General features: G+C 35.9%; 12 protein-coding genes. 5 read left to right on the top strand and 7 right to left on the bottom strand.

Translation table 11 applies throughout. The features are described from left to right. The first annotated feature begins 10 nt into the window (after nt 1-10). The 5 genes from ACQ76T_RS07270 (at nt 11) to ACQ76T_RS07290 (ending at nt 5095) form a co-directional block, all read left to right on the top strand. Nucleotides 11-808, top strand: coding sequence for an alpha-ketoglutarate-dependent dioxygenase AlkB (locus ACQ76T_RS07270; RefSeq protein ID WP_431342654.1), 798 nt, complete (start codon nt 11-13; stop codon nt 806-808). A gap of 70 nt (nt 809-878) precedes the next feature. Next, on the top strand, nt 879-1379 hold the full coding sequence (locus ACQ76T_RS07275; protein WP_431342655.1) for a GNAT family N-acetyltransferase: 501 nt from the start codon (nt 879-881) through the stop codon (nt 1377-1379). 70 nt (nt 1380-1449) lie between these two features. Further along, nucleotides 1450-2568, top strand: a complete 1119-nt coding sequence (locus tag ACQ76T_RS07280) for an FAD-dependent monooxygenase (protein ID WP_431342656.1) — start codon at nt 1450-1452, stop codon at nt 2566-2568. A 90-nt stretch (nt 2569-2658) separates the two neighbouring features. Further along, nucleotides 2659-4683: a S9 family peptidase gene (locus tag ACQ76T_RS07285; RefSeq protein WP_431342657.1), complete on the top strand. Its 2025-nt coding sequence runs from the start codon at nt 2659-2661 to the stop codon at nt 4681-4683. 154 nt (nt 4684-4837) lie between these two features. Next, nucleotides 4838-5095 carry a hypothetical protein gene (locus ACQ76T_RS07290; protein ID WP_431342658.1) on the top strand — a complete coding sequence of 86 codons (258 nt, stop codon included), beginning with the start codon at nt 4838-4840 and terminating at the stop codon, nt 5093-5095. A gap of 74 nt (nt 5096-5169) precedes the next feature. Here ACQ76T_RS07290 and ACQ76T_RS07295 read toward each other — a convergent pair whose 3' ends face one another. The 7 genes from ACQ76T_RS07295 to ACQ76T_RS07325 all read right to left on the bottom strand — a co-directional run bounded on the left by ACQ76T_RS07295 (nt 5170) and on the right by ACQ76T_RS07325 (nt 14815). After that, complete coding sequence (locus ACQ76T_RS07295; protein WP_431343726.1) at nt 5170-7968, bottom strand: multicopper oxidase domain-containing protein; 2799 nt, start codon at nt 7966-7968, stop codon at nt 5170-5172. A gap of 103 nt (nt 7969-8071) precedes the next feature. After that, a complete protein-coding gene (locus ACQ76T_RS07300) occupies nt 8072-8545 on the bottom strand; it encodes a DUF3347 domain-containing protein (protein ID WP_431342659.1) in 474 nt (157 codons plus the stop codon). 121 nt (nt 8546-8666) lie between these two features. Next, nucleotides 8667-9047 carry an HYC_CC_PP family protein gene (locus ACQ76T_RS07305; protein WP_431342660.1) on the bottom strand — a complete coding sequence of 127 codons (381 nt, stop codon included), beginning with the start codon at nt 9045-9047 and terminating at the stop codon, nt 8667-8669. 162 nt (nt 9048-9209) lie between these two features. After that, the gene (locus ACQ76T_RS07310; protein WP_431342661.1) at nt 9210-11453 is read right to left on the bottom strand and encodes a TonB-dependent receptor plug domain-containing protein; all 2244 of its coding nucleotides are present in this window, start codon (nt 11451-11453) and stop codon (nt 9210-9212) included. A gap of 43 nt (nt 11454-11496) precedes the next feature. Next, nucleotides 11497-12306, bottom strand: a complete 810-nt coding sequence (gene kdsA / locus ACQ76T_RS07315; RefSeq protein WP_431342662.1) for a 3-deoxy-8-phosphooctulonate synthase — start codon at nt 12304-12306, stop codon at nt 11497-11499. Between the two features lie 389 nt (nt 12307-12695). Beyond that, entirely contained in the window at nt 12696-13220 is a 525-nt protein-coding gene (locus tag ACQ76T_RS07320; protein WP_431342663.1) for a DUF1697 domain-containing protein, read from the bottom strand. Nucleotides 13221-13321: 101 nt separating this feature from the next. Continuing rightward, nucleotides 13322-14815, bottom strand: coding sequence for a hypothetical protein (locus ACQ76T_RS07325; protein ID WP_431342664.1), 1494 nt, complete (start codon nt 14813-14815; stop codon nt 13322-13324). Between the last annotated feature and the right edge of the window lie 26 nt (nt 14816-14841).

A 14841-nucleotide genomic window follows, 5' to 3' on the forward strand; every position in this document is an offset into this window, starting at 1 on the left:
GTTGAAAAGTATGAATGATACCGAATTCAAAAAAATACTGCTTCCATTAGAAGAAAATCTTTTTACAAGACTTTCTCTTTCTGCTGAATTTGAATCAACTGGGAAAGGGCGACTGGGAAACCATCTTGTAAAGGTGGAAGATATGCTGATTCCGATAGTAAGAACAACTACGCGATATACTATCCCGGCCACAGCATTTTCAAAAATTCATCATCAACTCGTTGACAGTATTAATGAAAAACTTTCTTCTGAAAACGTAGAAATACCAAAACAGGATTTCAACAATGCATTAATTGAAATTTATGATTCTTCTTATACAAAAATGGGCTTCCACTCCGATCAGGCATTGGATTTAAAAGACGATTCTTTTATAGGCCTTTTTTCATGCTATGATCGTCCGGAGGAAATAGAAGAATCTCAGTTGAGAAAGCTTGTCGTGAAGAATAAAACGACAGATGAAGAATTTGAAATATTACTGCATCACAATTCTGTCGTTTTATTTTCGGTGGAAGACAACAAGAAATTTCAGCATAAGATTATTCTGAATTCAGCTTCTAGCTCCAGAAAAGTGGAGAATGATAATAAATGGCTGGGAATTACCTTTCGTACTTCTAAAACCCATATCAAATTCCAAGATGAAAAACCCTATTTTTCAACTGGAGAAGTCTTAACAAAAGCTGACCAAGAACAGGAAGCAGAATTTTTCAAACTCCGAGGACAGGAAAACAGATTATTGGATTTTGTTTATCCTCCTATATTCTTTACGATCAGCCAGGCAGATACCTTACCACCTATTCATAAAGAATAGATTCAAAACCTAAAATACTGATTATCTTATTGAAAATCAGTAAAACGCAAATAATTTAAAATAACACCTCATGGAATATACCACAAAATGGCTCACCGATAAAACCCGCATCAAGGAACTGGTCGATTTTTTCATCACTCACAAAACAGATTCTTATATCTCTCATGGGGAAATGATGTCTGGCAGAGCACTAGATTCTCATCACTGGAATCCTGATTTGGAAGTGATACTGACTGAGCAGCTGCTTACAGATTTTAATTCTGATGGAAGTTCCAAACTGAATATTTTAATTACGGAAAATAAGAATGGAGAAATTGTCGGAATGATGGTTTTCAATGTGATCAACAGCCCTTTTAAAAAGTATGCAATTTTAGAAGATATGCTTTTGGATCAATCTGTAAGAGGACAGTCTCTTGGAAGCCAGCTGTTAGAAAAAGCTCTTCAGGAATCTAAAAACTGGAACATCAGCTTTATTTTATTGGAAAGCGGAGTTAACAACCATGGGGCTCATAATTTTTTCAGTAAATATGGTTTTAAAAAAGTATCTGAAAGTTATATTTTAACGTTTTAATTAAAAATTACTGATTATTAACAAGTTGAACAGTGAAAACGTTGTGGATGTTCAACAAAAATCAATGCTAATGAATGCTATTTCAATCATCGGAGCCGGAATTGGCGGCCTTACCTTAGGAAATATTCTGAAGCAACATGGGCATGATTTCACCATTTATGAAGCTGCCTCTGAAATAAAACCTGTAGGGGCAGGAATTATGATGGCTGTTAATGCGATGCAGGTTTTTGACCAGTTAGGGTTAAAAGAAAAAATTGAAAATGCCGGAAATAAGATTCATAGAATTACCATTGCAGACGAATCTTTAAAACCCATTTCCAAAACAGAGGTTCTTGAGCTGGAAAATAAGTACAGATCGTGTAATGTGGCTATTCACCGAGCAGAATTACAGAAAATTCTTGCAGAAAATATAGATACGGAAGCCATTAAGCTTGGATATTCTTTACAGAAAATAGAAAAGCGCGAGAACTATATTTTAGATTTTGAAAATACAATTCAGGAGGAAAGCAGGATTGTATTTGGGGCAGACGGTATTAAGTCTCCTATCCGAAATCAGATTCTAAAGACAGGTAATATCCGAAGCACCGGACAAAAGTGCTGGCGGGGCCTGGTAGAATTTGATCTTCCTGAGAAATACGACCAGGAAGCTTTTGAAATGTGGGGAAAAGGAAAACGTTTCGGTTTTGTAAAGATTTCTGATAAAAAAGTATATTGGTACGCCTGTATCAATGAAAAAGATTTCAGCAGATATCTTGAAATTACTGATATTTTTAATGATTTCAACACGTTAGTATTACAAATCATTGAAGCTACACCTCATGAAAATATTATTTGCAATACGATTACCGACCTCTCTCCTATTCCAAAATGGTACACGGATCATCTTTGCCTGATTGGAGATGCGGCTCATGCAACAACTCCCAATATGGGACAGGGAGCCTGCCAAGCCATTGAAGATGCTTACATCATTGGAAAGTTACTTGATCAGTACCAGGATTTTAATACTGTTTTCGAAAATTTTCAGATGATCAGGAGAAAAAAGGTGGATTATATTGTTAATACCAGCCGAACCATCGGAAAAGTTTCTCAATGGAAAAAAGGGAATTCAATCCGTAATTTTCTAATGGGACTGATTCCTGAAAGTGTGAACCAAAATATGGCAAAAAAAGTCATTACTTTAGAAATGTAAAAAAACAAAATTTAATACAATTGACAATCAATGAATTAACAGGATTTTAAATTATATTCGAACAACAAATCACAACCAAAAATTAAAAACATGAAAAAAATCTTTTATGTATTGCTCCTGATGATAGGAATTAATACAACACAAGCACAGGAAACCCCTCTTCTCGACAGGGGATTGTTCTTCGGAAACCCTGAAATATCCGGAGGCCAGCTGAGCCCGGATGGAAAATGGATCTCTTTTACCAAAGAATATGGAGGTATCATGAATATCTGGGTAAAGAAAATTGATGAGCCTTTTGAAAAAGCCCGCCCATTAACAGATAGTAAACGTCCTTTAAATGCTTATTTCTGGTCAGAAGATGGAAAGTACATTCTGTACGTAAAAGATAATAACGGTGATGAAAACATGAATATTTTTGCCGTTGATCCGATGGCTAAAGCAACAAGCGGAGTTCCGGCATCTAGAAACATTACTCCCCTTAAAGAGGTAACGGCACAAATTTATCTGGTAAGCAGAAAAGATCCTGATCTTTTGATGGTTGGACTTAATAACCGGGATAAAGCATGGCATGATCTCTATTCATTGAAAATCTCTACCGGAGAAATGAAAAAGATCTACGAAAATACAGACCGTATTACAAGTTATGATTTTGACTGGGATGAAAAGCTTAGGGTATTATCCAAAACAGATGATAAAGGAACAACTCAATTCTTCTACAAGGAAGGTGATAAACTGAATCCTATCTATGAAACGCTGGTAACAGAAAACGCTTATATTTCAAACTGGACCGAAGATAATTCTAAATTCTATCTTGTAACCAACAAAGGAGATCTGGATAAATCAGCCTTATTTCTGATGGATCCGAAAACAAAACAAATTACCAAAATCGAAAGCGATCCGAAGGATAAAGTAGATTTCGGAGGACTGTTTATAGACCGAAATACCAGAAAAATAATTTCTACCTCTTATACCGGAGATAAAACAGAATATTACTGGAAAAATAAAACATGGGAAGACAATTACAAATTTCTTCAAAGCAAATTCCCGGGAAGAGAAGTCGGTTTTGCCAGCTCAACCAATGATTATTCTAAATTCCTGGTATCGGTAGGTGGAGATAAATATGCTTCAGAAGCTTATTTCTTTGATTCTAACACGAAACAGCTTGTTTTTCAGTACACACCAAGAGCTGAACTGAAAAAAGTTGAGAAATATCTGGCTGCGATGACTCCTATCAGCTATAAAAGCAGCGATGGGCTTGAAATTCCGGCTTATCTTACTTTACCTGTAGGTTCAACAGGAAAAAATGTTCCCGTAGTTGTTTTGGTTCATGGCGGTCCAAAAGGTCCGAGAGATTATTGGGGATATAATTCAACGGTACAGTTTTTAGCTAACCGAGGGTATGCGGTATTACAGCCCAATTTCAGAGCAAGTGGCGGATTTGGTAAAAAGTTCCAGAACGGAGGCGATTTACAATGGGGAAAACTAATGCAGGATGATATTACCTGGGGTGTAAAATATCTGATTGATAACGGTATTGCTGATAAAAACAAAGTCGTGATAATGGGTGGAAGCTACGGAGGATATGCTACTCTGGCAGGGTTGGCCTTTACACCTGATGTATATGCTGCGGGAGTAGACATTGTAGGACCAAGTAATCTGTTTACCTTATTAGATTCGGTTCCTGCTTATTGGGAATCCGGACGGGCATTTTTATATGGAATGGTTGGTGATCCCAGAACTGAAGAAGGAAAAAAGAGGATGCATGATGCCAGCCCTTTATTCAGTGTAGATAAAATTAATAAACCTTTACTAATCGTTCAGGGAGCGAATGATCCAAGAGTAAAGCAGGCTGAAGCGGATCAAATCGTAATCGCTCTTCGTGATAAAGGTAAAAAAGTAAATTATATTCTGGCGGACGATGAAGGACACGGGTTCCGTAAACCTGTCAACAGCATGGCCATGTATGCTGAAACAGAGAAATTTCTTGCTGAAGTCATCGGAGGAAGATATCAAAAAGATATGCCTGAAAATGTTGCAAAACGTTTGAAAGAAATGACAGTTGACATTAAAAAAGTAACTTATACTCCAACAAAAAAAGCGGAAACATCTAAATAAGACATTTGATTTATAAGGATAAAACCACCTCAGTATAGAGGTGGTTTTGTTATATGTAGATATTGATTATGTATAACAAAAAGACGCCCTCATAAAGGGGTAATTTAAAAACATTTAAAATTGTAATAATTATTAATGATAAAAATTAATTAGAATGAATTTAAAAGAAAAGAAAAAAGTTGAACTATTAGTTAAAGATCAATTAACAAGATTTATTAATACTAAAGGGCTTACCAAAAAGAATAACAGACTGGTCAATCCAATTGGTTATCTAAAAAAGATAAAATTAGCCAAAGAATTCGGATTAAAATGTTCTTATACAATTCAAAAGAATCATTCAAAAGAATACAAAATCTATTTTGAAAATGAAGTATTCAAAGCTTGCAATGTAATTATTGCTCATTACTTATAATACAGATCGGGTTTATCGTAGAAAAAAAAGACTGCCTCACTGAGACAGTCTTTCTTGTATATAATAGATGTTAACTAGTAGTTGAATGTAACTCCTGCTCCCCAACCTATTTCATTATCATAATTTCCGGATAGAGATAACCATTTTTGTACGATATACCTTACTCCAGTGGAAAACTCTCCGTCTGAATTGACACTAAAGTTTCCTCTTAATCTTCTGGACAATGGAATATCTTCTCTGCTCAGTTCCAGCAAAACCTTTCCATTATGGTCTACACTTGCGTCTGCGGTAATCAACATCGGCAATACATATTGCATCCCCACGATGAAAGCATATTTACTTTTTGAAGCTTTCTGCTGACCAAACCAGGTTTTCTTCCCATGAAAATCCATTCCCAGATCTTCTGACATCTGTCTTTCCATTATTTCATGGTTATTTTGAATTCTGAATCCCGCATAAGGCAACGCCCACTGGAATTTTCCTAAAAAGCGTCCTACTTTTGCTGTTCCTTCAAAATGATCAAAATTCCAGTTGGAATGAAACTCATTAATATTGGCCCATCTTGGTCCGAACATCGTCATCGTTTCTGCATGCATCTTATTGCTCGCAACATCCAGCATCGCCATAGAACTTGTCATTTTATTATCCTGAATAAAGTTTTTCCAGGCCAGTTTTCTATTCGGAAGCTGTGGATTGGGTTTTGAATTTTCATAACTGAAAACCCTTCCCATTCCTGCCATCATGTGGTATAAAATATGACAGTGGAAAAACCAGTCACCATCCTGATTGGCAGCAAACTCTATTGTTACAGTTTCCATGGGCATGATATCTACAACGTTCTTCAAGGGTGAATACTCCCCTTTTGAATTAATCAGTCTGAAATCATGACCGTGAAGGTGCATCGGGTGACGCATCATGGAATTGTTATAAAGCTTAATTCTAATGACCTCTCCTTTTTTCACCAAAATCTTATCCGTTTCTGTAACCGTTTTGTTATCAAGCGTCCACAGATAATGGTTCATATTTCCTTCCAGCGTAAATTTCATTTCACGAATGCTGTCTGCAGGAAGAATTGTTTTTTCAGGAGATTTTAGAATATTATAAGACAGTCTTTTAATGGTCTTTTCTTCCTTCATATCCATCCCTGAATGTTGAGAATGATCTTCCACATGTTTCTCTTCCTTCATTTTTACCCCCATCATTTCATTGATGTGTTTCATCGTCTGCTTTCTCTGACTTTCAGGAAGTTCCGGATACATTACTTCGTTCATATCCATCATCTGGTTTCCCATTGTCATGTTCATTGGCTTCATATTTCCGCTCATTTCCATCATTCCATTCATCATTTTCATTCCTTCAAAAAGCATAAGCCTTGGAAGATTGGGCGCTTCCACCTTATCACCGGAACCCAGCCAAAGTGAAGCATGGCCTATTCTGTCTTCTGAAGTCGCTCTGAACTCAAAACTTTTATTTTCCGGAATGGTAACTTCAATATCGTAGGTTTCAGAAACCCCGACAATAAGGCGGTCTACTTCTACAGGCACTACATCATTCCCGTCATTACCTACAACTTTTATTTTTCCTCCTCCGAAATTCAGCCAGAAATAAGTGGAAGAACCTCCGTTGGCAACTCTTAATCTTACTTTATCACCCGCCTTCAAATTGGAATAATCAGAGCTTGGAGTTCCGTTGATGAGGAATTTATCATAATATACATCACTCACGTCCATGGCTTCCATTCTTTTCCATTCATTCAGAGCTTTTGTCCCGAAATTTCCGGATTTGATGGCTTCCCAGTAGCTTTGTACAGCATTTTTCTTTACAGCATACCAATCTGTATTGGCCATGTGGAGTCTTCTGGCAATCTGCATGGGATCATCATCACTCCAATCTCCCAATAATACAGGAATTTCTGCATTATATTCTGTCTTGGGTTCTCCTTCCCTTTTCTTGAAAACAAGAATCCCGTTCATTCCTATCTGTTCCTGAAGTGCTTCGTGAGAATGGTACCAATACGTTCCGTTTTGAGACACTTTGAATTTGTATAAATGGGTTTCTCCAGGTTTTACAGGTTTTGTCGTAAGATAGGGAACCCCATCGTGCTCATTGGGAAGAATAACACCATGCCAGTGTAATCCTGTATTTTCTTTAAGCATATTGTGCAGGTAAATTTCGGCTGTATCTCCTTCTGTAAAATATAAAGTCGGAGCCTGAAGTTTACCGTTAATTGCCAAAGCTCGTCTGTTCTTTCCTGTAAAATTGACAATCGTGTCTTTTACATACAAATCATACCGAACTGTTTTTCCTCCAAAGCTTATTTTTCCATTTTCCGAATTTCTTTTTAAAACAGATGATCCTTCCTGCTGATTTTCGGTTAAGCTTGGGGTATTATCTTCATTTTCTACCAGTTCCATTCCACATTTTGGACATTTTCCGGGTTTATTTGAAATAATTTCCGGATGCATAGGACAGGTGTACGTTTTTTGAAATAAAGAATTAGGTTTCGGTTGAGATACAATTTGCGATATTTTTTTTTCAGGCTTAGAATCTGGTATAACGGTCTTTACTTTCTCAGCTACAATAGCTTTTTTTTCGTTTTTTACCTTTTTATGATCCGTTTTTTTTTCGGGCCTGACTTTATTTATTTTCGTTTCTACTGGTTTAGTTCTGGTCTCTGCTTTAGGGATAGGCTTTACCTCTGGCTTAGTAGCTGCTTTGGGTTGTATAACAACGGTTTTCTTTACCAGAGTCATTTTGCACTTTGGACAGTCTCCTGGTTTTGAAGATACTACCTCAGGGTGCATAGGACAGGTATAGTACGTTTTCGTAGTTTGTGCGAAGGTAAAAACAGAGAACAAAAGTAACAGAAACATTATTAGTTTTTTCATAACATTTCGAACTTTTATAAGTTACACAACTTAAAGTTAATTAAAAATTAAGCTATGTAACTCATTATTTTAAAGAATAATACAATAATTATTTAATTTCTGCCTTTACACTTCCACATGAAAGCATAGACTTCCCATAATATGGATTGGCAATCTGCTTTTCGTCGCTTAGCCAGCTTCCGTCTGCCATTGGGCAATATTGTACATAAACCGGTTTTTCAGAAAGTTTAAACTGCTTAGTAAGAGCAATCATATTGTCTGAAAGATTCATGAAAGTTTCTCTTTGGGCGGCAACAGTTCGTGCTTCAGAAATAACAGAAGCATCTTTTCTAAGGATATTGAGATTTCCTTCAGAAACTTGTTTGTAATCAATTGCTGAAGCTGTTTTAATGAATTCTGTAGCAGCTTTTGATGTTTTGTCAGCATCATCTGAAGCTAAAGCAGATTTGATGGCGATATAATTCTGATACAGTTTGGAAACCTGTGCATCCTTTTTAGACTGGGCTGAAAGGCTAATAACTGAGAATAAAGATAGGGCTGCTGTAATGATATATTTTTTCATTGTTTTAAAATTTTAGAATTGTTTTTTTATAAAGAATAGTAAATAACGCATGCGGTAGATGCGCAAGGGCATGTCGACTCAACGGTATTATCCCATAACTCCGAAAAACGACTGACAAATTCTAAATTCTAAAATTACAATGATTAATGTAAAGAGGTACTGCCTCATATTCGGGCGGTGCATTGATCTGAATCTGAGTAAATTTGGTTGCAGAAAAAGACTTATCGAGAACAGTAAAATGATGTTTTACAGGCAATTCTGATACAGCATTTAAAAAATCTATTTTAAGAAGATCAGATTTCTGAGAATCATCCACTTTTACGATTTTGATCTCTGTTTTGCAGCATCCTTTTTTATCTTTAACACCACATTTTGCACAGATATCTTCAACTTTCTGGCTTACAGAAACAAATTCTTTCATACAATAATGAACACTAAAAGCTGCTCCGGAAGAAAACCCGAAGTAGAAAATAGAGAATAGTATGGCAAGAATCTTTTTCATTGTTGAAGCAAAGTTAAAAATATCCTGGAAACCGTTGTTATAAAATTCCGTAATGTTGTTATAAAATTCTGGTAAATGAAAAAGCTTTCAAAAATACATTTGAAAGCTTTTCTGTTTTTTATCGAAAATCTCAGCAGTTTAAAAAATGAGCTGAAATATGTTTTAAAGTCTGAATTCCAGTTTCACATTAAAGAAACGTCCTGTAAGACGTACCGGAACCGGATACATATTGGTGCTGGTTGAGTTATAATCTGTGATCCACTGGTTAGCTACTGTATTATTGATATTAAACGCATTGAATACCTGAACGCCTAAAGTAAGTTCTTCAAAATTACCCCAGAAGCCAGATCTTTTATTTTTCTCTTTCGGATCAATAAAGACTTTTGTTAGACCAATATCCACTCTTTTATAAGATGGAAGAGTCTTTTGATAATTGTATGCAGAAGTAAAGTCAGGCTGCCCGTTACTGTTGAACAAAACAGGTGCTCCCGTTGGCAGTCCCATAGCGTATACCAAAGTAAGATTCACTCTCATAGATGGGAATTCCGGCATATAATCCTGATAGAACATCGCAAACCTTAATCTCTGATCGGTAGGTCTAGGAATGTCTCCTTTCCCATCGATATTTTCATAAACTCTTGCGTAACTCGCAGATAACCACGAATCTACACCTGGAACAAATTCACCGAATAATCTTGTATCAATCCCGTACGCATATCCTTTAGAGTTATTTTGTCCTGAATAACGAATTCTCACATTATCCATATAGTATGGAATAAGGTTATCCATTTTTTTGTAATAAAGTTCCGTTGTCAATTTAAACGGTCTGTCATACATCTGGAACTCATAATCATTGGCAAGAATTACCTGGATAGAGCGCTGTGACTTTATATTGGAATTGAAGTTCCCGTCAAGATCCTTAATTTCCTTATAGAAAGGAGCCTGATAATAGATTCCTCCGGAAATTTTGAATAACATATCGCTATCCCAGTCTGGTTTTATCGCAAACTGAGCTCTTGGAGAGAATATGGTTTCTTTATTAAAGCTCCAGTTGGCAACACGTACTCCGGCATTAACAAATACTTTACTGGCTCCCCAATAGAATTTTTGTGAATACTGAGCATAAGCAGAAAGCCTTGTCGGTTCAATATTATTCTGCCCTGCAATATAGTAAGCGAGCTTAAGATCTCCTGTATTTCCTGTTCTGGGATCAATAACGTCCGGTCTTGGAAGGCTATATCCTGCAGAATCTACAAGCTTCCATTCATTGGTAAGATCTTTTAGATTTTCTTTCTCATATTTGAATCCAACTTCAATGTCGGTATTCACATTGGGGGAAAATTTTGCTCTGAACTGTGTTCCGTAGGTTCTTACAAACAAATCATTACGTGCATGCTCTATCTGTCCGCCCACGTCATAAGAAGCAACAGGCTCCTGTGTTTTAGGATCAAAAGTCTGCAATTCGTACGCTGACTGTATGGTATAATATTCTTTTTCTCTGTTTTGATAAGCGAAGGCATCCAAAGTAAGCTTCCATTTGTCTGCCGGCTTATAATTCATAGAAACAGTACCCATCATATTCTTGTACTGATCGTTCTCTTTACCTCCATATCCGATATTAACGGTAATGGGTTGCTGAAGACTTCCAAAAGTGACACTTTTCTCTTTAGGAATCATTTCATAATCATTCTTTGAGTAATATCCAATGAATGATACGGAGAACTTATCATTGATATGGTAATTAAGATAAGACTGGAAATCCCAATACGTAGGATTAAAGTCTGTATCTTCTTTCAATGTATTAAGAACAAGGTTGGTATTTCTGTATCTTCCTGAAAATAAAGCGGTAAACTTTTTGTTTTTTGAAGCAAGACCTGTTGTAAGTCTTCCTCCAATTAAGCTTGCTTCTCCGGAAAGTTCAAATTTTTCAGGTTCACGGTAATAGATATTTAAAGCCGAAGACATTTTATCTCCGTATTTGGCTTCAAATCCTCCGGCAGAAAAATTCACAGCAGATACCATATCCGGGTTAATGATACTCATCCCCTCCTGTTGGGAGTTTCTGATCAGAAATGGTCTGTAGATCTCAATATCATTAATATAGATAAGGTTTTCATCATAGTTACCACCACGAACCATGTATTGTGAAGACAGCTCGGTATTGGAGTTTACGGAAGGAAGTGTTTTAAGCATTCCTTCGATGCCTCCGTTGACAGAAACCACATTTTTGGCATCTTTGGCTGAAATTCTAACGTTGGTAAGGTCGTTGGTTCTTCCTGTTACTTTTTTCTGGAAGACAACTTCCTCTATATCGGTTACTTTAGTCGTCGCTGTATCTTTTTTTCTATGTTGGGAGAAAATCAGTACAGGGACCATAAGGCTTAGCGGTAAAACTAGTTTTTTCAAAAGAAATGTTTTAGAATCTCTAAAATTAATGTTTTTTTAACAATTACAAAATCGATTCTCTAATTCTTGTTAATTTTTGTAATAAATCTTCTAATAAATCAAGTCTTAACATATTGGCACCGTCAGATAGTGCGGTTTCCGGTGTAGGATGAGTTTCAATGAAAATTCCGTCTGCTCCTACTGCAATTCCTGCTTTGGCTACCGTTTCAATAAGCTCCGGTCTTCCTCCTGTAACTCCTGAGGATTGGTTAGGCTGCTGTAAAGAATGCGTAACATCCAGAATAACAGGAGCATATTCTCTCATTGTAGGAATTCCTCTGTAATCTACGATCAGATCTGTATATCCAAAAGAATTTCCTCTTTCAATAATGGCTACTTTTTGGTTATCGGAATCCGTCACTTTCTGAACTGCGAACTTCATAGCTTCAGGAGAAAGAAACTGTCCTTTTTTCAAGGTTACACATTTTCCAGTTTTTGCTGCCGCAACAAGTAAATCTGTCTGACGAACCAAAAATGCAGGAATCTGCAGTACATCTACATATTGAGCCGCTAACGCAGCGTGTTCATTTTCGTGAATATCAGTTGTAGTAGGAATATTGAATGTTTCTCCTACTTTTTTAAGAATTTCAAGTGATTTTTCTTCACCAATTGAGGTAAAAGAATCTACACGACTTCTGTTTGCTTTTTTGAAACTTCCTTTGAAAATATAAGGAATATTATATTTATCTGTAATGTTAATTACTTTCTCAGCAATTCTGAGTGCCATATCTTCTCCTTCAATAATACATGGACCTGCAATAAGAAAAAAGTTCTTTGAATCTTTGTGCTGAATATTATCTAAATACTGAATCATTTTATTAAAATTAAAAAGTTCAGTAAAAATACTGAGAAAGTTTCAGAAATGGAAATTATTTGATGGGTTTAATGGCCGTGGCCGCATTAGTTTTTGAGTCTTTGTTTTCATGAATTTCCGATTATAAAATTAATAGATGCTTCGACGAGCTCAGCATGACAACTTTAATACCATCAATTATATTAAAGTAAAACCACAATAACCGGATAGTAATCAAAAGATTATAGTTATTAATCAAAAAAAGTAAGGTTTTATGGACTCTGCAAGCTTACAATATGTGGAAATGAAGCATAAAAGACTCTTTGGACTCCCCTTTGGATTCACATTGCATTAAAAGTTAATTTACAGCGATGTCATGCTGAGCCTGTCGAAGTATTGCGATGATTTACTTAGAACTTTTTCAGGACCTTCTCAAATGTATTGACGTTTCTGCTGGTAAACTGATCTTTCAGACTTTTCTGTCCCAAAACCTTTCCGAACGTAGAATCCAGAGTATTTCCTTTTGGAACCTGCCAATAAAATATCCCGTTGATAATTTCAGCCTTTTCATTTTCTGCCTGCGCTGACTTTTGGAATTCTTCCAGCAAAACAGTTTCTACTCCCGGAATACCCACAAAGCCGTACACATGAAGCATTTCATTTTTTTCGAAAGGAATACTGTTCCAGAAAACTTCTGTTTCTTCCTGAGATTTAATAAACAAAAAAGCTTCGTATGAGAAATGATCAGACATCGCTTTTTCAAGGATTTCCTTTAAATCGGCTGCATTTTTGTCTGAAGAGAACACGATGTTTCCAGAGGCCAGTATAGAACTTACGTCTTTCATACCCGCATCTTTAAAAACCTGGCATACATCTGCCATTTTCATGTTGGTTCCTTTTACGTTAACGCCACGGAGAAAAGCACAGTATTTCATTTTTGAGGGATGTTGGGTTTGAGAATTTTAGAGTAAGAGAGTTATTTTACAACCTTTCGCTCTCGTAATTCAATCTTTAAATATTTTAGTTTTTCAATCTTTTAATCAACTCTAATGTACAAATTATAGTCTGTTCCCGAAGGTTTCAGATGGTAGATTTTCTCTAAAATTTTGTTATTGCTGTTCAGATGATCTTTAACCCTGAATTCTTTTAAAAGACGATAATGAGTTTGGTAATAAGCAGAATTCGCATCATTTCCTTCATACAGATTTTTGTACGAAAGCAGATATTTTGGTTTTCTATTTTTTACGGTATTAATCCAATAATGGGCTTTATCTTTCTTTATTTCCACCTGAATCTGCTTATCTACTAATCCTACTTCATCAATGGTTTTTAATCCTGAAAAGTAAGGCACATATCCGGCGGGTTCCAGTAAAATCCACTGATTTTTATCTTTCTCATATTGGTTTAAAAATAGCCCGATTGTTCTTCGATAATTCCACTCCCCATTTCCGGTAGCAATGCAGTGAATGGTCTGAAATGCAAGCATTGGAAGAATATAAAATAGGGTAAGCAAAGAAAGCCATAGATTTCTTCTTTCTTTCTGTTCAAGGATAAAGATAAGAATTGGGACAAAAAGTAATAATTGAGGCACCCAATAATACCAGTCGAATAAACTTTTCTGAGAGATAAAAATGATCTGTTTTGTCCATCCGAAAATAAAGATAACCCATAAGAAATAGTTTCTTTTTTCTCTTTGTCTGATAAGATAAATGAAGCACAGAAGTTCAAAAATCAATACGATAATTGTAACAGGATTGAAGTCTCCCGGAAGTTTCAGCATTCCCCAAAAGTTGCCAAAACTCTTAAAAAAGTAGTCAACATGCTGTTGGAAAGTAAGGTGCTCCTCATACAGTAATTTCTTTGCTGTAATCGTATTATTTACTACTTCTCCAAAATAAAACCAGTTGAAAGCCACCGTTGACAAAACACCCCACAGACCTCCAAAAACAAAATTCCATCTGACCTTTTTATTCCAAAATACATCCACAAGAAACAGGATTCCCAGAAATATTACAGTATCAATTCTGGTAAACATGATGAGAGCCGGAAAAAGAGTAATCACCCATTTTCTCCCTTTGTTAAAACCATAATACAATAAAGCCATTTCCAGGAAAAACAGAATTCCATATTCCATTCCAAGAATTGAAATCTTAATGGCAGGTGGTAGAATACCAATTAAAAATATAAATAAAGCTTTGTGCCAAGGGTTTTTAAGAACCAAATGAGACAAAAGCAATGTTCCTATTGTAAAAAGTAAAGAGTTAAAAATCAAAAGAGGCTCAATAAAGTTTTCTTTCCCAAAAACCAAATTGAAAAGATAAGACACAAAAACATAGAGATGAGTGGTAGATGCAGAGATCTTAGTATCGCCATTGAAGCCTATTACGCCGTAATCCAGTAAATTCTGAGCCACTCTCCAGGTGATAAATGCATCTTCCTGAATGTAATGGGTTAGTAAGAAAAGAAGTTTAAAGAGTACCGTAATAATAACGGCATAGATTGGGATTTTTCTATTTTGTGTTTCGGACATTCTGTATTTTTAGTTTCACAAATATA

The organism is Chryseobacterium sp. JK1 (genome assembly GCF_050632815.1).
In the GTDB taxonomy this organism is placed as follows: Bacteria; Bacteroidota; Bacteroidia; order Flavobacteriales; family Weeksellaceae; genus Chryseobacterium.